We start from the raw sequence: 25,274 nt of genomic DNA, 5'->3' as shown, positions 1-25,274 counted from the left end.
TCGGGTCAGCGCTGGTGTCGTCGTTTTGCTGGAGTTCCTCATGCTGTTGCCCATCCTTCTGTTGTCCGCCGCCGGATTCACGGTGCTGACGACGGAGTTCGTCATTGTCGGCCTGCTGCCGGCGATTGCCCGCGACCTGGCCGTCACCATCCCGCAGGCCGGGTTGCTGGTGACTCTATTCGCTTTCACCGTGGCCATGTTCGGTCCTTTCTTGACGGCATATTTCGCCCGCTTCGAGCGCCGCAAACTGTTCATCACCATTCTGATCATGTTTGGGCTGGCCAATACCGTTGCGGCGCTGGCGCCGAACATCTGGGTCATGGCCATTGCCCGGCTGATCCCGGCGCTGGGGCTGCCGGTGTTCTGGGCGTTGGCCAGTGAAACGGCGGTGGATATCGTCGGCCCGGACTTCGCCGGTCGCGCGATCGCCAAGATCGGCTTCGGCATCGTCTGCGCCACCGTGTTCGGGATTCCGGTCGGCACGCTGATTTCCGATGCGTTCGGCTGGCGCAGTGCGTTCGCCATTCTGGCGGTGATCGCGTTCGCCAAGGCGTTGCTGCTGTTTGTCTATCTGCCGAAAACCAGCCTGCACCAGCATCAGGTCAGCTTCGCTTCCCAGTTCAAGATACTGCGCAGCCCACTGATGCTGGGCCATGTGCTGTTGTCGATTCTGGTGTTCAGCGGCATGTTCACCGCCTACACCTATCTGGCGGATATCCTTGAGCGTCTGGCCGGCTTCAATGGCACCGTGGTCGGCTGGTGCCTGATGGGCTTTGGTGCGGTTGGCTTGATCGGTAACTCGCTGGGCGGTCGTGCGGTGGATCGCCATCCGCTGATGGCTTCGGTGATGTTCTGTGCGTTCATGATCCCGGGGATGGTGGCGCTGGTGCCGAACATCAATTCGTCGCTGGGTCTGGCGGCGGCGATGGGCATCTGGGGCGTGACCCAGGCGGCCCTGTTTCTGGTCAGCCACGTGCGTTTGATGAAAGCGGCACCGGAAGCGCCGGCCTTCGCCGCGTCGCTGAACATTGCCGGGGCCAACCTCGGGATCGGTCTGGGCGCGATCATTGGCGGTCGAGTGATCGACAGCGCTGGTCTGGGTTTTGTGGGCTTTGCCGCTGCCGGATTCATTCTGCTGTCGATTTTCCTCGCCATGGTGCTGATGGTGCTCAAGCCGCGCGACGTCTGCGCGCCGGCTTAAAACGCTGTAAACAGTTCGCGTCGGGCACCTTCGGTAATCGCTTTGATGCCGGGGTGCTTGACCTTGCGCTCCACCGAGATCGCGTAGAACGACTCGCTCACCGCATCGGTCTGGCCGATCAACTCGACGCCGTACTGGCGCTTCACCTCATCGGCAATCACGCTCGGGCCGATGAAAATCCCGCTGCCGGACTGACCAAACGCCTGCATCAAGGCGCTGTCATCGAATTCCCCGACAATCCTTGGCTGAATCTGCTGCTCGGCGAACCAGCGCTGCAAACGGCTGCGCACTACTGTTTCCGCGCCGGGGATCAACAGCGGCGCGCCGTGCAGACTGCGCGGGAAATCCTGACCGTATTGCGCTGCCAGTTCGGCGGTGGCGAAAAAACTGATCCCGCATTCCCGAGTTTCTGACTGTAGCCCTTGATGTCCAGGTGCGAGGGCATGGGGCTGTCGGAGATCACCAGGTCCAGGCGCTGGATCGCCAGATCCGCCAGCAGGCGCTCGAGTTTGTCTTCGCGGCAGGTGATGCGCAGCGGTTCGCTCAATTCCATGGTCGGCGCGATCAGGCGATAGACGATGGATTTGGGCACCACGTCCGCCACGCCGACCCGGAACAGAATCTGCTGTTCGTTGGGCTGGGCGCGCAGCATCAGTTCCAGTTCGCCACCGAGCTGGAACATCTGTTCGGCGTAAGGCAGGGCCTGACGCCCGGCTTCGGTCAGCTCGAGCTGCCGGCCGACCCGTTGAAACAACTCGATGCCGTAGGTCTGTTCAAGCAGGGATATCTGCCCGCTGATGGTTTGCGGCGTCAGGTTCAGTTGCTCGCAGGCGCGCACGATGCTGCCGGTCTTGGCCACCACCCAGAAGTAATGCAGTTGTCGGTAATTGAGCATGGGATTCGGTCCGTCAAATACAGTTCGTATAAATCGAAGTATAGCCGCTAAAAATACGAATTTTCCTGAAGTGTTTGTCTCCCTAGAATGCCCAGCCATCGACGGCCGGTCTGTATGGCGCTGTCTGTTCTATCGAGGGAGGCATCATGAAACTAAAAACTACAGCGTTACTGTTCGCGTCTTTACTGGTACTGGCCGGTTGCGACCAGGCCGAAAAGAGCGCCCAGCAACTGATGGGGCAGGCGGCCGAGGCGGCGAAACAAGCCATCGACGACACGCATAAAGCCGCCGAAGAGGCACTCAGCGATGCCACCGGCAATCTGATCAGCAAGAAAGAACCGAAAGACGACGAAGAAAAATCCGAATCGTCCTCCCAGGAAATCTAAACCGTCTTACACAGAGTCAGGACTGACCCATGGAATACCTGTTAGAACTCGCTTCCAGCCCGACGGCCTGGATTGCCTTGGCCACACTGGTGGTGATGGAAATCGTGCTCGGCATCGATAACCTGATCTTTATCTCGATCCTGACCAACAAGCTGCCCGAGCAGTACCGGCAGAAGGCTCGTCGCCTGGGCATCGGCATGGCGCTGATCATGCGACTGGCGCTGTTGAGCACCATCGCCTTCATCGTCCAGTTGACCGAGCCGGTCATCGAGATCCTGGGCCAGGCGTTCTCCTGGAAGGACATGATCCTGATCGCCGGTGGTCTGTTCCTGGTGTGGAAAGCGACGACCGAGATCCATCACAGCATGGATCCTGCGCCGGAAGATCCGAAGAGCGCCACCTCGACGGTGACTCTGGGCTTCGCCGCCGCGATCGGGCAGATCCTGATGCTGGACATGGTGTTCTCGATCGACAGCATCATTACCGCTGTCGGCATGACCGAACACTTGCCGATCATGGTGATTGCGGTGGTGGTTTCAGTGCTGGTGATGCTGTTTGCAGCTGATCCGCTGGCCAAGTTCATCAACGACAACCCGACGGTGGTGATGCTGGCTCTGGGCTTCCTGATCATGATCGGCATGACGCTGATCGCCGAAGGCTTCGGCGCCCACGTACCGAAAGGTTATGTGTATGCCGCCATGGCGTTCTCGGCTGCGATTGAAGTGCTGAACATGATGTCGCGCCGCGCCAAGCAGAAGAAATTGACTGCCGAAGCGTAATTGCTGGAAAACCAAAGGCCGCCTGAACTCGCGAGAGTCCAGGCGGCCTTTTTGTTTGTGTCGGCTACAGAAAATCAGTGCGCGGTGGCGTGACGGGCGTTGTGTTTCTCGATCTTCCTGGTCGGTGCAGGTTGTACCGGGTGGTGATGGCGGCGGGAAATCCGCAACACGCCCCACAGCATGGCGGCCGCAACGGCCAGCCAGCCGGCAATCAGCATTACGATGGTCATGGTCAGGCTCATCTGTGCCTCCTCTTGCCCTGCGTCGGGCGCTCGCTCTTTGGCTCTTATCTGAGTGACAGTCTAGTCGCTGGTGTGTTTCAAGCTATTGACCAAAGGTCGGTGGTGACCAATCAGTTCGCTCTATACAGCCGATGGATCTGTCGCTTTGGGCTATACCGCAGCGTGGCGCCGTCCTATGATCCTCGACCAAGCCGGAACACGATGACCGGTAACTGATCAAGAGAGTGACGATGGTGCAGCTATTTTCCCGGATTCGCGCGGCGCTGCTGGTGGCCGGTTGCGTGACAGCTTTGGTGGGGTGTGCGGGCAGTGTGGCGCCGGAGGTCAAGCGCCTGCCGGAGCGGGTCGAACTCAGCGGCACCTTCTATCGTGGCGAGGCCTATCAAAGCGGGCCGCAGGTGCTGGCCAGTCTGCTGTCGCAGCAGGGCATCGTGATCACGCCGGGTCTGCTGGAAAAGCCGCTGCACTTACCGGGCGCTGAGGACAAGTTGCAACAGAATCTGCAGAGCCTGGCGCGTGAATACGGCATGGTCGTGTATCCGCTGGACAGCAATCTGCCGGCGCTGCTGACTCAGGTGGCGGCCGGGTATCCGGTGATGGTGCGTTTCAGCGAGGGTTCGGCGTTTTGGGCCGAGCCGCGTTACGCGATCCTGTCGGGCTACGACCGTCTGAAGCAGAAGGTGCTGCTGCGCGCGGGGATGAATCGCCGTGAATTGATGAGCTTCAGTTCGTTCGAGTCGGCTCTCGAAAAATCCGGCGGCTGGGCAGTGTTGATCCAGAAACCGACGCAGATTCCGGCAGCGGTCGATCAGCAGCGCTGGCTCAAGGCCGCCGACGCGCTGGCTCAGGCCGGGCAGGAACGGGAAGCGGCGCAGGCAAGGAAGGCACTGGCAGCGCATTGAGGCTCCGTTCGTCGCCTGTCGGGCACCCTGGCGGAGCATGTGCTTCTGAACTGTAGCGTCCCGTGTTTTACGGGCCAGTATCAGGAGGCGAGCATGGCAATTCCAAATTCACCCAGCGGTCCGCATTCTTCCGAGCATGGCAATGGCGACGATCTGGGCTTCGATCCGGACTCGCCGGATCTGGACGATCCGCAAGTCGATCCCATCGGCCCTGCAAAGGCGCCGAAGGATGTGCAGCCGGGCGATGATCCCAAGCGTCCGGCCAAGCCTTACGATCCCTTGGCTGATCTCAAGCCTTGAAGCGAGGTGCGTATGAGTACCGATTCGAGTTTCGACGACCACAAACCTGACAGTGTGCCTGCCACACCTGAGCCGGAGGTTGATCCGGTGCTGGATCCGGACAGCCCTCTACGCGATCCGTTGGCGCGTCCGGCAGTGGTCACGCCAGAGCATTCGCGCGACCCGAGCGCCGGTGACGGCATTCCCGATGACGACAAGATGCCGTTGCCCAACGACTGAGTGCATGAATGAAAAAGCCCCGACGATTCGGGGCTTTTTCATGGGGGCGGATTACTTTGAGGCTTCGATCACGCCGCTCTGGCGACTCTTGAGGTTCTTGTCAGCCTTGTATTGCTGGGCCACGGCCGGGACGTTGGCGCTCTTGCCGGTTTCCACCCAGCTGCGGATGCGGCTGGCATCGGCGAAGTGAGTGTATTTGCCGAACGCGTCGAGAATCACCAGCGCGACGGGACGGTTGGCCATGCGGGTCACCAGCACCAGGCAATGACCGGCGGGGTTGGTGAAACCGGTCTTGGTGATGCGGATATCCCAGTCGGCCTTGTTGACCAAGTGATCGGTGTTACGGAAACCCAGGGTGTAATTGGGTTTGCGGAACGAGACGGTCTTTTCCTTGGTGGTGGTCAGCTCGATCAGAAGCGGCTGTTTGTGCGCGGCTACCAGCAACTTGCTCAGGTCGCGGGCGGTGGAGACGTTGCGCTCCGAGAGACCGGTGGGTTCCACAAAGTGCGTGCTGGTCATGCCCAGCGCCTTGGCCTTGGCGTTCATCGCTGCGATGAATGCCGCGTAACCGCCCGGATAGTGGTGAGCCAGGCTAGCGGCGGCGCGGTTTTCCGAGGACATCAGGGCAATCAGTAACATCTCTCGGCGGGGCAGTTCGCTTCGCAGTTTGACGCGAGAAAACACACCTTTCATTTCAGGTGTATGGCTGATGTCAACGTCAATCCATTCGTCCATGTTCTGGTGCGCTTCGACCACTACCAGGCCAGTCATCAACTTGCTCACGGAAGCGATGGGCACCACCACGTCCGGGTTGCTGGAATAAATGACTTTGTTGGTCTGCAGATCCATCAGCAGGGCGCTGCCGGAGGCAATTTTCAACTGCGAAGCGTCTCGAGGGGCAGCGGTGGTTTCGGCGGCGTTGACCGTTGGCGTGAGGAGCGTGCCTGAAAATGCAAAAACCAGGCTCAGGATGGACAGGCGAATATTCACGCGGGCGAACTCATGAAGGTTGGAAATGCCGTAATTTGTAACGGCCTGTGTCGTAAAAACGACGCATTTTAGGAGTATGGCTGAAGAACTGTCGATGGTTGTTTGAGGCGCATGAAAAAGTCGTGAAAAGCCCTGTAAAAATAGGGGTTTCCGGCGAACGGTAAAGGTTTTTTCGAGGGCATGAAAAACCCCGCACGAGGCGGGGTTACAGGCAAGCTGAAAACACGACTCAGGCGTGCAGGGTTTCTGCTGCGTAGAGGGTATTTTCCAGCAGGCAGGCGCGGGTCATCGGACCGACGCCGCCCGGTACCGGGGTGATCCAGCCTGCGCGCGGCAGGGCGGTTTCGTACACGACATCACCGACCAGTTTGCCGTCTTCCTGACGGTTGATGCCGACGTCGATGACGATCGCGCCTTCCTTGATCCACTCGCCCTTGACCAGACCCGGCTTGCCGGCGGCCACGACCACCAGATCGGCGCGGCCGACGTGGCCGGCCAGATCCTTGGTGAAGCGGTGGGTGACGGTCACGGTGCAACCGGCCAGCAACAGTTCCATCGCCATCGGGCGACCGACGATGTTGGACGCGCCAACAACAACGGCGTCCATCCCGTACAGATCGGCGCCGGTGCTTTCCAGCAGGGTCATGATGCCCTTCGGGGTGCACGGGCGCAGGAGCGGAATGCGCTGGGCCAGGCGGCCGACGTTATAAGGATGGAAACCGTCGACATCCTTGTCCGGGCGGATGCGCTCCAGCAGTTTGGAAGCGTCCAGGTGCTCTGGCAGAGGGAGTTGAAGCAGAACGCCGTCGATTGCCGGGTCATCGTTCAGTCGATCGATCAGATCGGTCAGCGCTTCTTGAGTGGTTTCGGAAGGCAGGTCGTAGGCTTGAGAGAGGAAGCCGACCTCTTCACAGTCTTTACGCTTGTGCGAGACATAAACCTGAGAGGCAGGATCGCTGCCAACCAGGATCACCGCGAGGCCTGGCGTGCGCAGACCTTGCTGGCGACGTTCGGCAACCCGTTGGGCGATCTGCTGGCGCAGGCTGGCGGCGATCGATTTGCCGTCGATTAGTTGTGCAGTCATTGCGCGTGATTAACCATCGAGAGGGGAAAAAAGAGAACGCATTCTCGCATGTCAAACGGTGAGGGCAAAGGCGCTTGGTCAGCAAATTCCCCTAAGCCCTTTAATTAAATGAATTTTTTTAAAAAGGATTTGACGACCTTCGGGTCGCTCTATACTATTCGTCGCACTTGTCGGGCACAGCCTAGCACTGGTTAAGAAGGTCGAACGAAATTACGGTTTCGAATGACTGGAAAGCACTTAGTTTGTAGTCCTCCAAGGGTACAGCTAACAAGGCGCCCGTAGCTCAGCTGGATAGAGCATCCGCCTTCTAAGCGGATGGTCGCAGGTTCGAGTCCTGCCGGGTGCGCCATTAGGCAGCATTGGCACAAGTAGCGCGATATGGTGGGCGTAGCTCAGTTGGTAGAGCACGGGATTGTGACTCCCGTTGTCGTGGGTTCGATCCCCATCGTCCACCCCATATTTCGAAAGGCGCCAGATGTAACAGTCTGGCGCCTTTGCTTTAAAAAGCTTCATCCGCGGATGTGGTGGAATTGGTAGACACACTGGATTTAGGTTCCAGCGCCGCGAGGCGTAAGAGTTCGAGTCTCTTCATCCGCACCAATCAAAGCTTCATTCATGCCGTTGGCCGGATGAAGTTTTACAAAGAAGTTGTTTGGCTTCTTTGGCACGCAATATGGTGGGCGTAGCTCAGTTGGTAGAGCACGGGATTGTGACTCCCGTTGTCGTGGGTTCGATCCCCATCGTCCACCCCATATTCCGAAAGGCGCCAGATTTAACAGTCTGGCGCCTTTTTTGTTTTACGGTTTCGGATTTTCGCGGCTGCAGGTTTCGGGTCGCAGGGCAGGGTGCTTCGTCGTATTAATGTTGCTCGATGATGCGCGCTGCCTGCCGACCATGCTTGCGCGGTCGGCTGTCAGGGAGATGATTCAACCGCCTCTATATATAGAAGAGGTTGGTGCAGAGCCCTGGCTTGAATTGGCTGTATTTGCTAACAGGGCGAGGTGCAACCGTTTGTCCCCGCCTTCAAATGGCCTGCTGTTTTTTACCCGTTTTCAGTAGGGTGACTTCTTGAGTTTGACCTACTAGAATGCTTGCCCTTGATTCTTGGGTCGGAAACGGCCGGCTAACGTCTGTGCAACGAGGAATATCCATGCAAGTTTCTGTTGAAAATACTACTGCTCTTGAGCGCCGCATGAGCATCACCGTGCCGGCTGAGCGCATCGAGACTCAGGTCAACAAGCGTCTGCAGCAGACTGCCCAGAAGGCCAAGATTGCTGGCTTCCGTCCAGGCAAAGTGCCAATGAGCGAAATCAAGCGCCGCTTCGGTGCTGATGCGCGCCAGGAAGCGATCGGTGACGTGATCCAGTCCTCCTTCTACGAAGCTGTGGTCGAGCAGAAGCTGAATCCGGCCGGTTCGCCGTCGATCGAGCCAAAGTCGCTCGAAGCTGGCAAGGACCTGGAATACGTAGCCGTATTCGAAGTTTTCCCTGAGTTCACCGTTGCCGGTTTCGAAAGCATCAACGTTGAGCGTCTGAGCGCTGAAGTGGCTGACGCCGATCTGGACAAGATGCTGGACATCCTGCGCAAGCAGAACACCCGTTTCGAAGTGGCTGAGCGTGCTGCCCAGAACGAAGACCAACTGAACATCGATTTCGTTGGCAAGGTCGACGGCGAAGTGTTCGCTGGCGGTTCCGCCAAGGGCACTCAGCTGGTGCTGGGTTCCGGTCGCATGATCCCTGGCTTCGAGGAAGGCCTCGTTGGCGCCAAGGCCGGTGAAGAGCGCGTTCTGAACCTGACCTTCCCAGAGGACTATCAGAACCTGGACCTGGCTGGCAAAACCGCCGAGTTCACCGTGACTGTCAACACCGTTTCCGAGCCAAAACTGCCAGAGCTGAACGAAGAGTTCTTCGCTCAATTCGGTATCAAGGAAAGCGGCATCGACGGTTTCCGCTCCGAAGTTCGCAAGAACATGGAGCGTGAACTGCGTCAGGCGATCAAATCCAAGGTCAAGAATCAGGTAATGGACGGTCTGCTGGCCACCAACCCGATCGAGGTGCCCAAGGCTCTGTTGTCCAACGAAGTTGACCGTCTGCGCGTGCAGGCTGTTCAGCAGTTCGGTGGCAACATCAAGCCTGACCAACTGCCTGCCGAGCTGTTCGAAGAACAAGCCAAGCGTCGCGTTGTACTGGGTCTGATCGTGGCTGAAGTGGTCAAGCAGTTCGAGCTGAAGCCAGACGAAGCCCGCGTTCGCGAAATGATTCAGGAAATGGCTTCGGCTTACCAGGAGCCTGAGCAGGTCGTGTCCTGGTACTACAAGAACGAGCAGCAACTGAACGAAGTCCGTTCGGTTGTGCTGGAAGAACAAGTTGTGGATACTGTTCTGCAGAAAGCTAGCGTGACCGACAAAGCGGTCTCTTACGAAGAAGCGGTCAAGCCGGTAGAAGCTCCAAAAGCCGACTGATTGTTTTTGCGTTAGAAGCACACACCATAAGCCAGCCTTCGAGCTGGCTTATGCGTATTCAAGACATGACTATTTGGGAGTGACTGCAGAGCATGTTCCGTAATTCCTATATTCAGCAGAACTCTGATATCCAGGCCGCCGGCGGCCTGGTCCCGATGGTTGTCGAGCAATCTGCTCGTGGCGAGCGCGCCTATGACATCTACTCGCGTCTTCTCAAGGAGCGAGTAATCTTTCTGGTGGGCCCTGTAGAGGACTACATGGCCAACCTGATTTGCGCGCAATTGCTGTTCCTTGAAGCGGAAAACCCGGACAAGGACATCCATCTTTATATCAACTCCCGGGCGGTTCGGTGACAGCGGGCATGTCGATCTACGACACCATGCAGTTCATCAAGCCAAACGTATCGACTACCTGTATCGGTCAGGCGTGCAGCATGGGCGCGTTCCTGCTGACGGCCGGTGCACCTGGCAAGCGTTTCTGCCTGCCTAACTCGCGCGTGATGATTCACCAGCCACTGGGCGGTTTCCAGGGCCAGGCATCGGACATTGAAATCCATGCCAAGGAAATCCTCTTCATTCGCGAGCGTCTCAACACGCTGATGGCCAAGCACAGCGGCCGTACGCTTGAAGAAATCGAGCGCGACACCAACCGCGACAACTTCATGAGTGCAGAAGCTGCGAAGGAATACGGTCTGATCGACGAAGTGATCAACCAGCGCCCAGCTTAAAAACAAGCAGCTCAAAATAGGCTTGGTCGGCGCGTCTGATCAGCGGCGGGCTTGAAAAAGCCCGCAATAGCCTTCATCTTGTGTTGCAAGCCTATCGGATTTGGATCGAACGAATGACTGACACCCGCAACGGCGAGGACAACGGCAAGCTGCTCTATTGCTCCTTCTGTGGCAAAAGCCAGCATGAAGTGCGCAAATTGATTGCCGGCCCCTCGGTCTTTATCTGCGACGAGTGCGTCGACCTGTGCAATGACATCATCCGCGAGGAGGTGCAGGAAGCACAGGCCGAAAGCAGCGCGCATAAATTGCCTTCGCCTAAAGAAATCAGCGGCATCCTTGATCAGTATGTAATTGGTCAGGAGCGTGCCAAGAAGGTTCTGGCAGTAGCGGTGTACAACCACTACAAGCGTCTGAACCAGCGTGACAAAAAGGCTGACGACGTCGAACTCGGCAAGAGCAACATCCTGCTGATCGGCCCGACCGGCTCCGGTAAAACCCTGCTGGCCGAAACCCTGGCCCGCTTGCTGAACGTTCCGTTCACCATCGCCGACGCAACCACCCTCACCGAGGCGGGTTACGTGGGTGAAGACGTCGAGAACATCATTCAGAAGCTGCTGCAGAAGTGCGATTACGACGTAGAGAAAGCCCAGATGGGCATTGTCTACATCGACGAAATCGACAAGATTTCGCGCAAGTCCGACAACCCGTCGATCACCCGGGACGTTTCCGGTGAAGGCGTGCAGCAGGCCTTGCTCAAACTGATCGAAGGCACGGTCGCTTCGGTTCCGCCGCAAGGTGGCCGCAAGCATCCGCAGCAGGAATTCCTTCAGGTTGATACCCGCAACATCCTGTTCATCTGCGGTGGCGCATTCTCCGGTCTGGAGAAGGTCATTCAGAACCGTTCTACAAAGGGTGGCATCGGTTTCAACGCAGAAGTGCGCAGCAAGGAAGAAGGCAAGAAGGTGGGCGAGTCCCTGCGTGAAGTCGAGCCTGACGATCTGGTCAAGTTCGGTCTGATCCCGGAATTCGTCGGTCGTCTGCCGGTCCTGGCGACGCTGGACGAGCTGGATGAGGCTGCTTTGATGCAGATCCTCACCGAGCCGAAAAATGCCCTGACCAAACAGTATGCCAAGCTGTTCGAGATGGAAGGCGTGGATCTGGAATTCCGTTCCGACGCGCTGAAAGCAGTTGCCAAACGTGCCCTGGAACGTAAAACCGGTGCCCGTGGCCTGCGTTCGATTCTCGAAGGTGTACTGCTCGACACGATGTATGAAATCCCCTCGCAGTCCGAGGTGAGCAAAGTCGTGATCGATGAAAGCGTGATCGAAGGCAAGTCCAAACCACTGTATATCTACGAAAACAGTGAGCCGGCTGCCAAGGCTGCACCGGACGCGTAAGCGTCCGGTCTGCCGGAACAAAGAAGGGGCCTTCGGGCCTCTTTTTTTTATGTCGTTTTTTACACCCCCTTTACGCTTGTTTTTTTTCAAGTCAGCCCCCATCTTGGTTTCAAGTTCAATTCCATCTGATTACGGCCATATGGCCGCCGTAGAGGCGAAATCATGAAGACCACCATCGAATTGCCTCTCCTGCCATTGCGTGATGTCGTTGTGTATCCGCACATGGTTATCCCGCTGTTCGTGGGGCGCGAGAAATCCATCGAAGCCCTCGAGGCCGCGATGACGGGCGACAAGCAGATCCTGCTGCTGGCCCAGAGAAACCCGGCTGACGACGATCCCGGTGAAGAAGCTCTCTATCGCGTAGGTACCATCGCCACAGTTCTGCAACTGCTGAAGCTGCCGGACGGCACCGTCAAGGTTCTGGTCGAAGGCGAGCAACGTGGCGCTGTCGAGCGCTTCAGCGAAGTCGATGGCCACTGTCGTGCCGAAGTCTCGTTGATCGACGAAGTCGACGCCGCCGAGCGTGAGTCCGAAGTGTTCGTGCGCAGCCTGCTGTCGCAGTTCGAACAATACGTGCAGCTGGGCAAGAAGGTCCCGGCTGAAGTCCTGTCGTCGCTCAACAGCATCGACGAGCCTGGCCGCCTGGTAGACACCATGGCCGCGCATATGGCACTGAAGATCGAGCAGAAGCAGGAAATCCTCGAAATCATCGATTTGTCGGCCCGGGTTGAGCACGTTCTGGCCCTGCTGGACGCCGAGATCGACCTGCTGCAAGTCGAAAAACGCATTCGTGGCCGCGTCAAAAAGCAAATGGAGCGCAGTCAGCGCGAGTACTACCTGAACGAGCAGATGAAGGCCATTCAGAAAGAGCTCGGCGACAGCGACGAAGGCCACAACGAAATCGAAGACCTGAAAAAGCGTATTGATGCTGCCGGTCTGCCGAAAGATGCCCTGGCCAAGGCCACTGCCGAGCTGAACAAGCTCAAGCAGATGTCGCCGATGTCTGCTGAAGCCACCGTGGTGCGCTCCTACATCGACTGGCTGGTTCAGGTGCCTTGGAAGGCTCAGAGCAAGGTGCGTCTGGACCTGGCCCGTGCCGAAGACATTCTCGACGCCGATCACTACGGCCTCGAAGAGGTCAAGGAACGCATCCTTGAATACCTCGCCGTGCAAAAACGCGTGAAGAAAATTCGCGGCCCGGTGTTGTGCCTGGTCGGTCCTCCAGGCGTGGGTAAAACCTCGCTGGCGGAGTCGATCGCTCATGCCACCAACCGCAAATTCGTGCGCATGGCTCTCGGTGGTGTGCGTGACGAAGCGGAAATCCGTGGTCACCGTCGGACTTATATCGGTTCGATGCCAGGAAGATTGATTCAAAAGATGACAAAAGTGGGTGTGCGCAACCCGCTGTTCCTGCTCGATGAAATCGACAAAATGGGCAGCGACATGCGTGGCGACCCGGCGTCGGCGCTGCTTGAGGTGCTCGATCCGGAACAGAACCACAACTTCAACGACCACTATCTGGAAGTCGATTACGACCTTTCGGACGTGATGTTCCTGTGCACCTCGAACTCGATGAACATCCCGCCAGCGCTGCTGGACCGGATGGAAGTGATCCGCCTGCCGGGTTACACCGAAGACGAGAAGATCAACATTGCGGTCAAGTACCTCTCGCCAAAGCAGATTGCAGCCAACGGCATGAAGAAGGGCGAGCTGGAATTCGACGAAGAAGCGATCCGCGACATCATCCGTTATTACACCCGCGAAGCCGGTGTGCGTGGCCTCGAGCGGCAGATTGCCAAGGTTTGCCGCAAGGCGGTCAAAGAGCACGCGCTGGAAAAACGCTTCTCGGTAAAAGTGACAGCTGACTTGCTGGAGCATTTCCTCGGTGTCCGCAAGTTCCGCTACGGTCTGGCCGAGCAGCAGGATCAGATCGGTCAAGTGACCGGCCTGGCCTGGACTCAGGTGGGTGGCGAACTGCTGACCATCGAAGCGGCTGTGGTGCCGGGTAAAGGTCAACTGATCAAGACCGGTTCGCTGGGTGACGTAATGGTCGAATCGATCACTGCGGCCCAGACCGTGGTGCGCAGCCGTGCCAAGAGCCTGGGCATTCCTCTGGACTTCCACGAGAAGCGCGACACTCACATTCACATGCCGGAAGGCGCTACGCCGAAAGACGGCCCGAGCGCCGGTGTAGGCATGTGTACTGCGCTGGTGTCGGCTTTGACGGGTATTCCTGTGCGAGCGGATGTCGCCATGACCGGCGAGATCACCCTGCGTGGTCAAGTTCTCGCCATCGGCGGTTTGAAAGAAAAACTGCTGGCCGCTCACCGTGGCGGAATCAAGACAGTGATTATTCCGGAAGAGAACGTGCGCGATCTGAAGGAGATTCCTGACAATATCAAGCAGGATCTGCAGATCAAACCAGTTAAATGGATTGACGAGGTCCTGCAAATTGCGCTGCAATACGCGCCGGAGCCCTTGCCGGATGTGGCTCCGGAGATAGTTGCCAAGGATGAAAAACGTGAGTCTGACTCTAAGGAAAGAATTAGCACGCATTAATACGCTTTTGCCTGGGGGGCTTCCTTGACAGCTTTTTAGAGCCCTTGTTATAAAGCGGCTCTTAAGTGTCTGTAGGCCATTCAGCACTCGTTTTTGCTTTCACCAAAAAACTTAGAATCATCTCAAAATAGATATAAGGGGACTTAGAGTGAACAAGTCGGAACTGATTGATGCTATCGCTGCATCCGCTGATATCCCGAAAGCTGCTGCTGGCCGTGCGCTGGACGCTGTAATCGAATCCGTCACTGGCGCTCTCAAGGCTGGCGACTCCGTTGTTCTGGTTGGCTTCGGTACTTTCTCCGTGACTGATCGTCCAGCTCGCATCGGTCGTAACCCACAGACCGGCAAGACTCTGGAAATCGCGGCAGCCAAGAAGCCAGGTTTCAAAGCCGGTAAAGCCCTGAAAGAAGCCGTCAACTAAGTTTGATTCAGGTTTTTACCCATCCGGGTCGGGGTCATGCCTGACTTGGCAGCGGAGCGGTAGAGCAGGCGGTTGGAATAGCCGCCTGTCACACCGGGATCGAGGGTTCGAGCCCTGTCCGCTCCGCCAGTTACGAGAAGGCGCATCCTCGGATGCGCCTTTCTTCTATCCGGATTCTACCCACGCTCCACGGTTGCCTAATTTGAAGTTCAACCGTTTCTGGGGGACGCATGCTGCAGAATATCAGGGACAATTCACAAGGCTGGATTGCCAAGACCATTATCGGAGTCATCGTTGCACTGATGGCTCTGACCGGTTTCGACGCCATTTTCCAGGCCACGACTCACAAGAATGAGGCGGCCAAGGTCAACGGTGAAGAAATCAGCCAGAACGAGCTGAGCCAGGCGGTGGATATGCAACGCCGTCAGCTGATGCAACAACTGGGCAAGGACTTCGACGCCTCCTTGCTGGACGAAAAAATGCTGCGCGAATCAGCCCTCAAGGGTTTGATCGATCGCAAGCTGCTGCTGCAAGGCGCGGAACAATCGAAATTCGCTTTCTCCGAAGCGGCCCTGGATCAAGTGATCCTGCAGACGCCTGAATTCCAGGTCGACGGCAAGTTCAGCTCCGACCGTTTCGATCAGGTGATCCGTCAACTGGGCTACACCCGCATGCAGTTCCGCCAGATGCTGGCTCAGGAAATGCTGATCGGCCAGTTGCGCGCCGGTGTGGCGGGCAGCGGTTTCGTGACCGACGCTCAAGTGCTGGCCTTCGCCCGTCTGGAAAAACAGACCCGCGATTTCGCCACGTTGAACATCAAGGCTGATCCTTCGGCCGTGAAGCTGACCGATGACGAGGTCAAGGCTTACTACGACGAGCACGCCAAGGAATTCATGACCCCGGATCAAGTGGTCATCGATTATCTGGAGCTGAAAAAGGCTTCGTTCTTCGATCAGGTCACCGTCAAGGACGAAGACCTGCAGGCGGCGTATCAGAAAGAGATCGCCAACCTGTCGGAACAGCGTCGTGCGGCGCACATTCTGATCGAAGTCAACGACAAGACCACCGAAGCTCAGGCCAAGGCGAAGATCGAAGAAATCCAGGCGCGTCTGGCCAAGGGCGAGAAATTCGAAGCGCTGGCCAAGGAGTTCTCGCAGGATCCGGGTTCGGCCAACAACGGTGGTGACCTCGGTTATGCCGGTCCTGGCGTTTACGATCCAGCCTTCGAGAAAGCCCTGTACTCGCTGAACAAGGATCAGGTTTCCGAGCCGGTTCGCACCGACTTCGGTTACCACCTGATCAAGCTGCTGGGTGTCGAGGCGCCTGAAGTGCCGACCCTGGCCAGCCTGAAAGACAAGCTGACCCGCGAGCTGAAAACCCAGCAAGTGGAGCAGCGTTTCGTCGAGGCGACCAAGCAACTGGAAGACTCTTCGTTCGAAGCATCCGACCTGGCCCAGCCAGCGCAGGAGCTGAAACTGACCGTGCACACCTCCAAGCCGTTCGGCCGTGAAGGTGGAGAAGGCGTTACAGCCAACCGTGCCGTCGTGACCGCCGCGTTCAGCACCGAAGTGCTGGAAGAGGGTGCCAACAGCACTGCCATTGAGCTGGATCCGGAAACCGTGATCGTGCTGCGTGCCAAGGAGCATCTGAAGCCTGCTCAATTGCCGCTGGAAAGCGTAGCCGCTGCCATTCGCACCCAGTTGACCAAAGAGCACGCCAGCGCGGCTGCCAAGACCAAGGCGGAGCAACTGATCGCCAGTCTGCGTGATGGCAAGACGCCGCTGGACAAGGCGGTGGACGGTCAGAACTGGAAGGTCACTGAAGCGGCGAACCGCGCTCAGGAAGGCGTTGATCCGGCGGTGCTGCAAGCGTTGTTCCGCATGCCGAAACCGTCCGCCAAGGACAAGCCGACCTTCACCAGCGTGACGCTGGCGGATGGCAGCCTGACCATCGTGCGTCTGAACGGCGTGAACGAAGCAGCGGCTCCGACCGATGAAGAGAAAGCGCAATACCGTCGCTTCCTCGCATCGCGTGTAGGCCAGCAAGACTTCGCGGCGTACCGCAAACAGCTGGAAAGCGAAGCCGACATCAAGCGTTTCTGATGCCTGGCTGAGCCGCAAGACCCGAGCCCCGGATGAAAATCCGGGGTTTTTTTATGCGCGCTGTTTCTGCCGCGGTCTGGGCCCTGTGGCGATCAAGCCGGGATGCAACCGCCAAATTGCGCGTGTTCGTCGATCATTTATCAGCGCGACTTTTTCCTGCGATTGAAGGTCGATAGAGTTGTAACTGTTTTAAGACACTAATCCATACGCCGCGGGGCAGCGATCTGTTGCACAATACGGCCCGGACCGTTTTCCCTCAGGATGTTCAATGTTGAATTCTATTCCCGTGCGTTTCATCGGGTTGGCGTTGTTGCTGACCGCCGCTGCCGGCTGTTCCAAGGACAAGCCTATCTACGAGCATGAGAATTTCGACGACTCCGGCACCTTTTCGCGCAATTACCCGGTGACCGACACCGCCAGTTGCGAAGCGGCCCGCCGAGCGTTGCTCAGCCAGGGCTACATCATTACCAGCAATGACCCGAAACTGGTCAGCGGGCACAAGAGCTTTCAGCAGACCGGCGAAACCCATCTGGAGATCAGCTTCAACGTGGTGTGCGCCGATGATGGCAGCGCCGGCCATCACGCCACCGTGTTCGCCAACGCCCTGCAGGACCGCTACGCGCTGAAGAAGACCAACAACTCGGCCAGCCTCGGTGTCGGCGTGCTGGGCTCGGTCTCGATGCCGATCGGCTCGTCTGACGACTCGATGGTCAAGGTCGCCAGCGAAACGGTGTCGTCGCAGAAGTTCTACGAGCGCTTCTTCACGTTGGTCGAGCTGTTCCTGCCGGCTGACGCAAAGAAGGCTGCGCACATCACCGAAAAACCGAAGACCGACCTGGGCGTCCCGGAAGCCAAAGCGACGCCAGCTCCATTGGCTCCAACCCCTGCGGCTGAACCGGCCCCGGCCCCGGCCCCAGCACCGGCGGCCGAGCCCGCTGCGGCACCGGCGCCAACGCCTGCGGAGGCAACCCCGGCCAGTTCCGAGCCGGTAGCACCGCCGGCCGAAGCCGCGCCGATCACCCCGGCACCGGTTGCCGAACCTGCGCCCGCGACGCAAACCATCACCCCTCCGGCCAACCCGACGGACATGCCGCCGCCCTCCGAGCCGATTCCAGCCATGCCTGCCTCCGGGCAGTGAACTTTACGCCACGTCTCCGACCTCTGTCGGACGCGTGGCGTTTTGTTGTCTCCCTTGAGCTTCTTCCTGCCAGTCCCGTCGAAAAAATTCCCGCGATAAATTCCTGACCGCCTGCTACGTTTATTTCATGAAGGACGCGTTTCATTTTTCCTTCACACGGGCACTTTATGCTCGAGGCACTGGTCATTTGTTCCAGGCCATTTCAAGCAAGCAGGTAGGGGGATTACGCAATGGATGACTATCAAGAAGAACTGCTCGAATTCCAGGCCTTTGAGCTGGATTCACCCGAGCCTGCGGAAGACGCCACCGAGCTGTGAGGCGTCAGCCTGTCTTGCGGTGACTGCGGCGAAATTCGCCCGGTGTCTGGCCGTTCCAGCGCTTGAAGGCGCGCTGGAAAGCTTCGGCCGAAGCAAACCCCAGCAGGTAGGCGATTTCACCGAATGCCAGTTCGGTGTCGCGGATGTAGGTCATCGCCAGATCACGGCGGGTGTCATTGAGGATCGCGCGAAACTGCGTGCCTTCCTCGGCCAGCTTTCGCCGTAACGTCCAGGTCGGCAGCTTCAGGCGTGCCGCCACTTCTTCCAGATCCGGTTCCCGGCCGCCATTGAGCAACGGCCCGAGCAATTGCGTGATGCGCTCACGCAGGCTGCGGGTGCGGGTCAATTGCTCCAGTTCCCGTTCACACAAACCGAGCAGATGTTTCCAGGTGCTGGGGCAATGCTCCGGGTTGCGTTGGGCCAGGCTGGTGAGGCTCAGGCGCAGTTGATTGTGTTCGGCGCCGAACTGGATCGGGCATTCGCCGAGCACCGTATAAGCGTCGCGGTAATCCGGGCTGTCGAATTCGATTTCGATCCGTTCGGCGCGCAGGGGCTCGGGGCTGACGCTGGACAACTGATGCAGCCAGCCGGCAATGATCGAATCCACCACAAAGCGGTTGTAGGCGTTGTACGGGCTGATCGAGTAGAACCGCAGCCATGCACCACTGGCGTCCTCGTGGAAACTCGACTGACCGCGATAGTTGGAGCCGTACAAGGGTTCGAAGCGAGTCAGACAACGAGCGGCTTCGCGTACCGTCGGGGCCTGCGCCGCGGTCACGCCGGCCAGCCCTGCCTGACTCAAGCGACTGAGCCCGCCCATGCGCAAACCCAGTGCCGGATCGCCGGTCAGCTGGATCGCGCCATGCCCCAGACGCATGTAGCGCGGGATCGACAGACGCGCCCCGGCTTCGGCCAGTCGTGCGGCATCCAGGCCGTACTGTTGGAGCAATGGCAACGGATCGACGCCATGGCTGCGCACGGCATCGGCCAGGCTGTGGACGAAGCCCACCGACAGATCCCCGAGACGCATCGGCAGCGGTTTCATGGTTTACAGCCAGAGGTTCAGCAGGCGCGCGCCACGAGCTTCGCTGTCAGCGAACTGCTGGCCGTTACTGTTGAGGAAGCTTTGCCCGGAACTCGGTTTGTCCCAGAACTGCCCGCGCAGAAACACACTCATGCCGGCCAGCGCCTTGCTGGCCGACGGTTGCGCGGTCAGGGTCAACTGGTGCCAGGCCTGGCCTTCGCTGATCGCTCCCGGTTTCAGGCTGACCGAGCCCGGCACGCTCAAGCCTTTGTAGCCTTTCCACGGTTGATCCCAGACGCCATGACCGACGACAACCGCAGGCACTGCGATCAGCTGCGCGCCTTGTTCGTCGAGTTTGCGGTAGTTGTCCGGATACCAACTGTCCTTGCCGATCAGCACGCCAAGGCGTCCGGCCGGAGTGTCGACCACATTGATCCGTGAAGCCTCGCGGGTGCTGGGTGCTTCGTCCTGATCGAAGACCGGACGCATCTGCCGCTGAGGCTGGCCGAGCGGGGCGCCGTCACGGCCAAAGACTACGGTGCTGTTGTACAGCGCGCCACTACCGGCCTTGAGCCTGCCTTCGATGATGTTCGGCTCGGGCAACACGATCGAGCCGGCCACCAGTGTGATCCGGAATTCCTTCGCCAACCCACCGAACAGCGCTTGATAGTCCTTGGCCATGTCCCGGGACTTCATGCGCAGGTGCGCGTCATCCAGACGTTTGCTGCCCTTGGCGGTGAGCCAGGCGCGAGCAAATTGCACCGGGTTGCTCGCCGCCAGCCAGTTCATCGCTTCGGCGAGGGTGGCGGCCTGGTACAGCTCGTCTTTCTCGCCGCTGATCATCAGCCAGGTGCCGACATGCTCCGGCAGGATGACCACGGTTTTTTCATTCAACAGCCCCTGATCCTGAGCCTGCTGCAAATAGGCGGCGAGCTTGCGGTGCAGACGTTCGGGGCTTTGGTAGTCGGTGGGGAACAGTTCGGGCTGGATGCCCAGCAGATTGCCGCGGTCGGCCGGGGTGCCCTGATCGACCGCGAGTTTGATCCGCAGGTCCGACAGGTAATGACCGGCCGGGCGGTCAGCCGCCCACATGGCGTAGAAGGTGAGCGCGGCGATGAGCGCCATGGAAAAAGTCAGGTACAGAAGTTTGCGCATGAAATCCAACAACAGCCGGGTACAGGGTGTGCGGACAGGGTAGGGCGCCAGCTCCGGCTTGCCAAGGGGCGCTGCGCATTTGGATCAATAACTTGTCAGTTACGGTCATTGAGTGACAGCGATGCGACTCCTAATCTGTCGACCATGACTGACGGGGGACGCAGAGCTCCCGCATTTTCCGTGATCGCTCGCTGTGGAGTTAACGATGACCGCCACTCAATACCCGCACCTGCTGGCCCCGCTGGACCTGGGATTCACCACGCTGCGCAACCGCACCCTGATGGGCTCGATGCACACCGGCCTTGAAGAGAAGCCGGGTGGATTCGAACGCATGGCGGCATACTTCGCCGAGCGTGCCCGTGGCGGCGTCGGCCTGATGGTGACCGGCGGTATCGGCCCGAACGACGAGGGCGGTGTGTATTCCGGTGCGGCCAAGCTGACCACCGAGGAAGAAGCGCTCAAGCACCGTATCGTCACCCGCGCGGTGCATGAGGCGGGCGGCAAGATCTGCATGCAGATCCTCCACGCCGGCCGTTATGCCTACAGCCCGAAACAGGTTGCGCCGAGCGCGATTCAGGCGCCGATCAACCCGTTCAAGCCCAAGGAGCTGGACGAGGAAGGCATCGAGAAACAGATCAACGATTTCGTCACCTGCTCGGTACTGGCCCGGACCGCCGAGTACGACGGCGTGGAAATCATGGGCTCGGAAGGTTATTTCATTAACCAGTTCCTGGCGGCCCACACCAACCATCGCACCGACCGTTGGGGCGGCAGCTACGAAAACCGCATGCGTCTGCCGGTGGAAATCGTTCGCCGCGTACGTGAAGCGGTGGGTCCGAACTTCATCATCATCTTCCGTCTGTCGATGCTTGATCTGGTGGAAGGCGGCAGCACCTGGGAAGAAATCGTTACCCTGGCCAAAGCCATCGAGCAGGCCGGTGCGACCATCATCAACACCGGTATCGGTTGGCACGAAGCACGGATTCCGACCATCGCCACCAAAGTGCCGCGTGCGGCGTTCAGCAAGGTCACGGCCAAGCTGCGTGGCTCGGTGAGCATTCCGCTGATCACCACTAACCGCATCAACACCCCGGAAGTCGCCGAGCAGATTCTCGCCGAAGGCGATGCCGACATGGTGTCGATGGCCCGGCCGTTCCTCGCCGACCCGGATTTTGTCAACAAAGCCGCTGAAGGCCGCGCTGACGAAATCAACACCTGCATCGGTTGCAACCAGGCCTGTCTCGATCACACCTTCGGCGGCAAGCTCACCAGTTGCCTGGTCAACCCGCGTGCCTGCCACGAGACCGAACTCAACTATCTGCCGGTCAAGCAGATCAAGAAGATCGCCGTGGTCGGTGCCGGTCCTGCCGGTCTGTCCGCTGCCACCGTAGCCGCCGAGCGCGGGCACCAAGTGACCTTGTTCGATTCGGCCAGCGAGATCGGTGGCCAGTTCAACGTCGCCAAACGCGTGCCGGGCAAGGAAGAGTTTTACGAAACCCTGCGTTACTTCAAACGCAAGTTGCAGACCACCCACGTCGAGGTGTGCCTGAACACCCGCGTCGACGTGGCGAAGCTGGTCGAGGGCGGTTACGACGAAGTCATTCTGGCGACCGGCATTGTGCCGCGTCTGCCGGCGATTCCGGGCATCGAGAACGCCAAAGTGCTGAGCTACCTGGATGTGCTGCTCGAGCGCAAACCGGTCGGCAAGCGTGTCGCAGTGATCGGCGCCGGCGGCATCGGTTTCGATGTGTCGGAATTCCTCGTGCATGAAGGTGTGGCCACCAGTCAGGATCGCGCTGCGTTCTGGAAAGAGTGGGGCATCGACTCGAATCTGGAAGCCCGTGGTGGCGTGGCCGGGATCAAGGCTGCACCACATGCTCCGGCGCGCGATGTGTTCCTGCTGCAGCGCAAGAAATCCAAGGTCGGTGACGGTCTGGGCAAGACCACCGGCTGGATTCATCGCACCGGTCTGAAGAACAAGCAGGTACAGATGCTCAACAGCGTCGAATACCTGAAGATCGACGACCAGGGCCTGCACATTCGCATCGGCGAAACCGGCGAGCCGCAAGTGTTGCCGGTGGACAACATCGTCATCTGCGCCGGCCAGGATCCGCTGCGCGAGCTGCACGACGGTCTGATCGAAGCCGGGCAGAACGTGCACCTGATCGGCGGCGCCGATGTCGCGGCGGAGCTGGATGCCAAACGCGCGATCAATCAGGGTTCGCGTCTGGCCGCCGAGCTGTAACGCTGCAATCAGGTCCAGCGTGCCAACGACCATCGCGAGCAAGCTCGCTCCCACAGGTTTTGCGTCGTTCACAGATGTTGTGAGCTCAGCAGAACCTTGTGGGAGCGAGCTTGCTCGCGATGGCGTCCTTTGAGCGACTAGAATGCTGGCTCTGTCCAGAATGAAAAGTCACCCATGCTTCTTCCCCCCGCAGACTGGCTCCCTCAAGCCCCCCTCGATCCCTTTCATCTGGACTGGCTCACTGCCGCCGGCATTGAAGTCGCGATCTTGCGTCTGGACAGGATCGATCCGCTGATCAGCGGCAACAAGTGGTTCAAACTCGTCGAACATCTCAAAGCCGCCGATCGCGCGGGCGCCGAAGGCATCATCAGCCTGGGCGGCGCGCACTCCAATCATCTGCATGCACTGGCGGCTGCGGGCAAACGCCTGGGATTCACGACGGTCGGGCTGTTGCGCGGGCATGCGCAGGACACGCCGACGGTCAGGGATTTGCAGGATTTCGGCATGCAACTGCACTGGCTCGGGTTTGGCGGTTATCGGGCGCGGCATGAGCCGGGGTTCTGGCAGCCGTGGCGAGAGCAATATCCGACACTGCATCCGGTGCCTGAGGGTGGCGGCGGTTTGCCGGGAGCACAGGGTTGTGCGTCATTGAAGGATCAAGTCAATGCGCAACTCGGCAAGCTCGGCTGGAACGACTATCAGGGTTGGTGGCTGGCCTGTGGCACGGGCACCACGCTCGCGGGATTGGTTTTGGCCGAGGCAGGACAACATGCGGTGTATGGCGCAATGGCTGTGCCCGACGATCACTGCGTCGCGGCCAATGTCGAGGCGATCGTGGGTGAGGCCGGAGGCTACGAGCTGATCGACGCCAGCCGTGGTGGTTTCGCCAAGGTCGATCCGGCGCTGCTTGAATTCATCGCGCAAACCGAACAGGCCAGCGGCATTCCCCTCGAACCGCTGTACACCGGGAAAGCCTTGCTGGCGCTCAAACAACAGATCGAATCTGGCCGCTTTGCCCGGGGTTCACGCTTGATTTTTGTCCACACCGGCGGTTTGCAGGGCCGGCGTGGATTTGATGGCTAGCCCTGATTGCGCTTGGGCATCATCCGCAGCAGCGTGTTATCGCCCACCACGTAATGGTGATACAGCCCCGCCAATGCATGCAGGCCGATCAGCCAATAGCCGATATTGCCGATCAGTACGTGCCATTGTTCAACCTGCTTGGCAAAGGCTTTGTCTTCTTGCACCAGCAACGGCAGGTCGAAACCGTAGAACATCACTTGATGGCCCTCGGCGCTGGTGATCAGCCAGCCGAGGATCGGCATGGCGATCATGAACAGGTACAGCGCCCAGTGCATCAGTCGGGCGAGCGCGGTCTGCCACAGCGGTGAAGCGGGGAAGATCTTCGGCGCCGGGCCGATGCTGCGTGCCAGCAGGCGAAACCACACCAGCACGAACACTGTCAGGCCCAGCATGTAGTGCACCTCGCGGATCAGCGAGCGGCCACCACTGCCCTTGGGGAAGATGCCACGCAATTCCATGCTGGCGTAAACCAGCACCAACAGCACCAGCATCAACCAGTGCAACAGGACTGACACGGTGCTGTAGCGTGATTCTGAACTTGTCCACGGCATACGGTATTTCCTCACGGATCAGGGTCGAAACGTGCCGTTCTTGAGCGACGGCATGCCTTAACTGTAATCCGCTTTGGCCGAATTGCCCGCGCCTAAAAACGCTTTCATTGCGCGAAATCAGGGGTTTGCCCAAAAAAAACGCCAGTGTCGGGCAGACACCGGCGTTTTTTTTGCCGCAGCCGCCGCAATCAGCTGCTTTGCGGCATCTCGCCGTTGGCCAGGCGTTTGTTGATGTCGGTGATCACTTCCGGCAGATCGCTGATGGTGTCGATCATGTAGTGCGGGCGCGAGCCTTCGAACAGCGCGTGAATGCGCTTGCGTTCGCTGGCCAGCGCATCGCTGCCCAGTGCGCGAAAGCCTTCGTAATCCAGGCCCAGGGCGTTGCCGGAGCAGATCAGTGCCACGGTCCACATGCCGGCGCGACGGCCTTCGAGAATGCCCGGCACGGTGTCGTCGATCTTCACGCAGGCGGCGACATCGTCGATGCCCAGCGCAATCACGTTGGCCAGTGCTTGTGCAGGCCATGGGCGGCCGTTCGGCACTTCGTCGGTGGCCACGACGTGGTCGGCGATGTAGCCGTTGGTGGCGGCGAGTGCCACGACCTTGTCCATCACCTGCTTCGGATAACCGGAGCAGGAACCGATCTTGATCCCTTGCTGACGCAGGTTGGCGATGGTCTCCAGTGCGCCGGGAATCAGCGCTGAATGCTCGGCGATTTTCTCGATCTGCAGCGGCATGAAGCGGTTATAGATTGCAGTCACGTCATCGTCGGTCGGAGTGCGGCCGAATGCCTTGCGATAGCGCTCGGCAACCTGCGGCTGATCGCACAGGGTGCGGATGTGATCCCACTTGCCCATGCCCATCGGGCCTCGAGCTTCTTCGATGGAGACCTGGACGTCGAACTCGGCGAAGGCTTCGACGAAGATCTGGGTCGGGGCGAAAGAACCGAAATCGACGACGGTGCCGGCCCAGTCGAGGATGGCGGCTTGCAGCTGGGTTGGGTTGTTGTAGTTCATGGCAAAGATTCCTGTGATAACACGCAATTCGAAAATATGGTGATCTTGTGGGAGCGAGCTTGCTCGCGAAGGCGTCGTGC

At 59.0% G+C, this 25,274-nt stretch carries 21 protein-coding genes, 4 tRNA genes and 3 pseudogenes; 20 read left to right on the top strand and 8 right to left on the bottom strand.

Going from position 1 to position 25,274, the window contains the following annotated elements:
* Nucleotides 1-40 precede the first annotated feature (40 nt).
* The gene (locus tag I5961_RS18025) at nucleotides 41-1,201 is read left to right on the top strand and encodes an MFS transporter (protein ID WP_007951570.1); all 1,161 of its coding nucleotides are present in this window, start codon (nucleotides 41-43) and stop codon (nucleotides 1,199-1,201) included.
* Here the strand turns inward: I5961_RS18025 and nhaR are convergent.
* Nucleotides 1,198-2,096, bottom strand: a pseudogene (nhaR, locus tag I5961_RS18020) (transcriptional activator NhaR). The gene I5961_RS18025 and the pseudogene nhaR overlap by 4 nt on opposite strands.
* 146 nt (nucleotides 2,097-2,242) lie before the next feature.
* Between nhaR and I5961_RS18015 the strand changes: the two are divergent.
* On the top strand, nucleotides 2,243-2,482 hold the full coding sequence (locus tag I5961_RS18015) for a hypothetical protein (RefSeq protein ID WP_085698988.1): 240 nt from the start codon (nucleotides 2,243-2,245) through the stop codon (nucleotides 2,480-2,482).
* A gap of 29 nt (nucleotides 2,483-2,511) precedes the next feature.
* On the top strand, nucleotides 2,512-3,261 hold the full coding sequence (locus I5961_RS18010) for a TerC family protein (protein ID WP_085686574.1): 750 nt from the start codon (nucleotides 2,512-2,514) through the stop codon (nucleotides 3,259-3,261).
* Between the two features lie 74 nt (nucleotides 3,262-3,335).
* On the opposite strand, the gene I5961_RS18005 is transcribed toward I5961_RS18010, so the two are convergent.
* Nucleotides 3,336-3,503 (bottom strand): hypothetical protein, encoded by a 168-nt coding sequence (locus I5961_RS18005; protein WP_169431021.1) that lies wholly within the window; start codon nucleotides 3,501-3,503, stop codon nucleotides 3,336-3,338.
* Between the two features lie 230 nt (nucleotides 3,504-3,733).
* Between I5961_RS18005 and I5961_RS18000 the strand changes: the two genes are divergently transcribed.
* The 3 genes from I5961_RS18000 (at nucleotide 3,734) to I5961_RS17990 (ending at nucleotide 4,924) form a co-directional block, all read left to right on the top strand.
* Nucleotides 3,734-4,405 (top strand): peptidase C39 family protein, encoded by a 672-nt coding sequence (locus I5961_RS18000; protein ID WP_039767624.1) that lies wholly within the window; start codon nucleotides 3,734-3,736, stop codon nucleotides 4,403-4,405.
* Between the two features lie 93 nt (nucleotides 4,406-4,498).
* Entirely contained in the window at nucleotides 4,499-4,705 is a 207-nt protein-coding gene (locus I5961_RS17995; RefSeq protein ID WP_085703278.1) for a DUF6021 family protein, read from the top strand.
* 12 nt (nucleotides 4,706-4,717) lie between these two features.
* A complete protein-coding gene (locus I5961_RS17990) occupies nucleotides 4,718-4,924 on the top strand; it encodes a hypothetical protein (RefSeq protein WP_085698995.1) in 207 nt (68 codons plus the stop codon).
* A 51-nt stretch (nucleotides 4,925-4,975) separates the two neighbouring features.
* Here I5961_RS17990 and pbpG read toward each other — a convergent pair whose 3' ends face one another.
* Entirely contained in the window at nucleotides 4,976-5,914 is a 939-nt protein-coding gene (pbpG, locus tag I5961_RS17985; protein ID WP_011335039.1) for a D-alanyl-D-alanine endopeptidase, read from the bottom strand.
* Nucleotides 5,915-6,143: 229 nt separating this feature from the next.
* Nucleotides 6,144-6,998 (bottom strand): bifunctional methylenetetrahydrofolate dehydrogenase/methenyltetrahydrofolate cyclohydrolase FolD, encoded by an 855-nt coding sequence (folD, locus tag I5961_RS17980; protein WP_011335038.1) that lies wholly within the window; start codon nucleotides 6,996-6,998, stop codon nucleotides 6,144-6,146.
* A gap of 272 nt (nucleotides 6,999-7,270) precedes the next feature.
* On the opposite strand from folD, the gene I5961_RS17975 reads away from it, so the two are divergent.
* From I5961_RS17975 to I5961_RS17920, 12 genes and pseudogenes are all read left to right on the top strand, one after another.
* A tRNA-Arg gene (locus I5961_RS17975) sits at nucleotides 7,271-7,347 on the top strand.
* A gap of 32 nt (nucleotides 7,348-7,379) precedes the next feature.
* Nucleotides 7,380-7,455: transfer RNA gene (locus I5961_RS17970), tRNA-His, on the top strand.
* 58 nt (nucleotides 7,456-7,513) lie between these two features.
* A tRNA-Leu gene (locus tag I5961_RS17965) sits at nucleotides 7,514-7,598 on the top strand.
* 76 nt (nucleotides 7,599-7,674) lie between these two features.
* Nucleotides 7,675-7,750 (top strand) — tRNA-His (locus tag I5961_RS17960).
* A gap of 398 nt (nucleotides 7,751-8,148) precedes the next feature.
* Nucleotides 8,149-9,459, top strand: a complete 1,311-nt coding sequence (gene tig / locus I5961_RS17955) for a trigger factor (protein WP_085703277.1) — start codon at nucleotides 8,149-8,151, stop codon at nucleotides 9,457-9,459.
* Between the two features lie 92 nt (nucleotides 9,460-9,551).
* A pseudogene (clpP, locus tag I5961_RS17950) lies at nucleotides 9,552-10,186 on the top strand (ATP-dependent Clp endopeptidase proteolytic subunit ClpP).
* 113 nt (nucleotides 10,187-10,299) lie between these two features.
* Complete coding sequence (gene clpX / locus I5961_RS17945; RefSeq protein ID WP_085699001.1) at nucleotides 10,300-11,583, top strand: ATP-dependent Clp protease ATP-binding subunit ClpX; 1,284 nt, start codon at nucleotides 10,300-10,302, stop codon at nucleotides 11,581-11,583.
* Nucleotides 11,584-11,745: 162 nt separating this feature from the next.
* Nucleotides 11,746-14,142, top strand: a complete 2,397-nt coding sequence (gene lon, locus I5961_RS17940; RefSeq protein WP_085690114.1) for an endopeptidase La — start codon at nucleotides 11,746-11,748, stop codon at nucleotides 14,140-14,142.
* 148 nt (nucleotides 14,143-14,290) lie between these two features.
* Entirely contained in the window at nucleotides 14,291-14,563 is a 273-nt protein-coding gene (locus tag I5961_RS17935) for an HU family DNA-binding protein (RefSeq protein ID WP_002552737.1), read from the top strand.
* 230 nt (nucleotides 14,564-14,793) lie between these two features.
* Entirely contained in the window at nucleotides 14,794-16,665 is a 1,872-nt protein-coding gene (locus I5961_RS17930; protein ID WP_085703276.1) for a SurA N-terminal domain-containing protein, read from the top strand.
* 77 nt (nucleotides 16,666-16,742) lie between these two features.
* Nucleotides 16,743-16,841 (top strand): annotated as a pseudogene (locus tag I5961_RS17925) (LysR family transcriptional regulator); the annotation flags it as partial.
* Between the two features lie 92 nt (nucleotides 16,842-16,933).
* Nucleotides 16,934-17,803 (top strand): DUF2242 domain-containing protein, encoded by an 870-nt coding sequence (locus I5961_RS17920; protein WP_085703275.1) that lies wholly within the window; start codon nucleotides 16,934-16,936, stop codon nucleotides 17,801-17,803.
* A 321-nt stretch (nucleotides 17,804-18,124) separates the two neighbouring features.
* Here I5961_RS17920 and I5961_RS17915 read toward each other — a convergent pair whose 3' ends face one another.
* Nucleotides 18,125-19,165, bottom strand: a complete 1,041-nt coding sequence (locus I5961_RS17915; RefSeq protein WP_085703274.1) for an AraC family transcriptional regulator — start codon at nucleotides 19,163-19,165, stop codon at nucleotides 18,125-18,127.
* Nucleotides 19,166-19,168: 3 nt separating this feature from the next.
* Nucleotides 19,169-20,299, bottom strand: a complete 1,131-nt coding sequence (locus tag I5961_RS17910) for a nitrilase-related carbon-nitrogen hydrolase (protein WP_085699009.1) — start codon at nucleotides 20,297-20,299, stop codon at nucleotides 19,169-19,171.
* Between the two features lie 205 nt (nucleotides 20,300-20,504).
* Here I5961_RS17910 and I5961_RS17905 point away from each other — a divergent pair, with 205 nt between their 5' ends.
* Entirely contained in the window at nucleotides 20,505-22,544 is a 2,040-nt protein-coding gene (locus tag I5961_RS17905) for an NADPH-dependent 2,4-dienoyl-CoA reductase (RefSeq protein WP_085699011.1), read from the top strand.
* 174 nt (nucleotides 22,545-22,718) lie between these two features.
* The gene (locus I5961_RS17900; protein ID WP_085703273.1) at nucleotides 22,719-23,627 is read left to right on the top strand and encodes a 1-aminocyclopropane-1-carboxylate deaminase/D-cysteine desulfhydrase; all 909 of its coding nucleotides are present in this window, start codon (nucleotides 22,719-22,721) and stop codon (nucleotides 23,625-23,627) included.
* On the opposite strand, the gene I5961_RS17895 is transcribed toward I5961_RS17900, so the two are convergent.
* The gene (locus tag I5961_RS17895) at nucleotides 23,624-24,178 is read right to left on the bottom strand and encodes a cytochrome b (RefSeq protein ID WP_085699015.1); all 555 of its coding nucleotides are present in this window, start codon (nucleotides 24,176-24,178) and stop codon (nucleotides 23,624-23,626) included. The genes I5961_RS17900 and I5961_RS17895 overlap by 4 nt on opposite strands.
* 188 nt (nucleotides 24,179-24,366) lie before the next feature.
* Nucleotides 24,367-25,194 carry a phosphonoacetaldehyde hydrolase gene (gene phnX, locus I5961_RS17890; RefSeq protein WP_085703272.1) on the bottom strand — a complete coding sequence of 276 codons (828 nt, stop codon included), beginning with the start codon at nucleotides 25,192-25,194 and terminating at the stop codon, nucleotides 24,367-24,369.
* Nucleotides 25,195-25,274: the final 80 nt, after the last annotated feature.

The organism is Pseudomonas sp. IAC-BECa141 (genome assembly GCF_020544405.1).
Lineage (GTDB): Bacteria > Pseudomonadota > Gammaproteobacteria > Pseudomonadales > Pseudomonadaceae > Aquipseudomonas.
This window is presented reverse-complemented; position numbering and strand designations above follow the sequence as displayed.

Excerpts from the sequence above, each read along its gene's own strand:
- I5961_RS18025 (WP_007951570.1), top strand. The coding sequence starts at position 41 with ATGCTGTTGCCCATCCTTCTGTTGTCCGCCGCCGGATTCACGGTGCTG.
- I5961_RS18015 (WP_085698988.1), top strand. The coding sequence starts at position 2,243 with ATGAAACTAAAAACTACAGCGTTACTGTTCGCGTCTTTACTGGTACTG.
- I5961_RS18010 (WP_085686574.1), top strand. The coding sequence starts at position 2,512 with ATGGAATACCTGTTAGAACTCGCTTCCAGCCCGACGGCCTGGATTGCC.
- I5961_RS18005 (WP_169431021.1), bottom strand. The coding sequence starts at position 3,503 with ATGAGCCTGACCATGACCATCGTAATGCTGATTGCCGGCTGGCTGGCC.
- I5961_RS18000 (WP_039767624.1), top strand. The coding sequence starts at position 3,734 with ATGGTGCAGCTATTTTCCCGGATTCGCGCGGCGCTGCTGGTGGCCGGT.
- I5961_RS17995 (WP_085703278.1), top strand. The coding sequence starts at position 4,499 with ATGGCAATTCCAAATTCACCCAGCGGTCCGCATTCTTCCGAGCATGGC.
- I5961_RS17990 (WP_085698995.1), top strand. The coding sequence starts at position 4,718 with ATGAGTACCGATTCGAGTTTCGACGACCACAAACCTGACAGTGTGCCT.
- folD (WP_011335038.1), bottom strand. The coding sequence starts at position 6,998 with ATGACTGCACAACTAATCGACGGCAAATCGATCGCCGCCAGCCTGCGC.
- tig (WP_085703277.1), top strand. The coding sequence starts at position 8,149 with ATGCAAGTTTCTGTTGAAAATACTACTGCTCTTGAGCGCCGCATGAGC.
- clpX (WP_085699001.1), top strand. The coding sequence starts at position 10,300 with ATGACTGACACCCGCAACGGCGAGGACAACGGCAAGCTGCTCTATTGC.
- lon (WP_085690114.1), top strand. The coding sequence starts at position 11,746 with ATGAAGACCACCATCGAATTGCCTCTCCTGCCATTGCGTGATGTCGTT.
- I5961_RS17930 (WP_085703276.1), top strand. The coding sequence starts at position 14,794 with ATGCTGCAGAATATCAGGGACAATTCACAAGGCTGGATTGCCAAGACC.
- I5961_RS17920 (WP_085703275.1), top strand. The coding sequence starts at position 16,934 with ATGTTGAATTCTATTCCCGTGCGTTTCATCGGGTTGGCGTTGTTGCTG.
- I5961_RS17915 (WP_085703274.1), bottom strand. The coding sequence starts at position 19,165 with ATGAAACCGCTGCCGATGCGTCTCGGGGATCTGTCGGTGGGCTTCGTC.
- I5961_RS17910 (WP_085699009.1), bottom strand. The coding sequence starts at position 20,299 with ATGCGCAAACTTCTGTACCTGACTTTTTCCATGGCGCTCATCGCCGCG.
- I5961_RS17905 (WP_085699011.1), top strand. The coding sequence starts at position 20,505 with ATGACCGCCACTCAATACCCGCACCTGCTGGCCCCGCTGGACCTGGGA.
- I5961_RS17900 (WP_085703273.1), top strand. The coding sequence starts at position 22,719 with ATGCTTCTTCCCCCCGCAGACTGGCTCCCTCAAGCCCCCCTCGATCCC.
- I5961_RS17895 (WP_085699015.1), bottom strand. The coding sequence starts at position 24,178 with ATGCCGTGGACAAGTTCAGAATCACGCTACAGCACCGTGTCAGTCCTG.
- phnX (WP_085703272.1), bottom strand. The coding sequence starts at position 25,194 with ATGAACTACAACAACCCAACCCAGCTGCAAGCCGCCATCCTCGACTGG.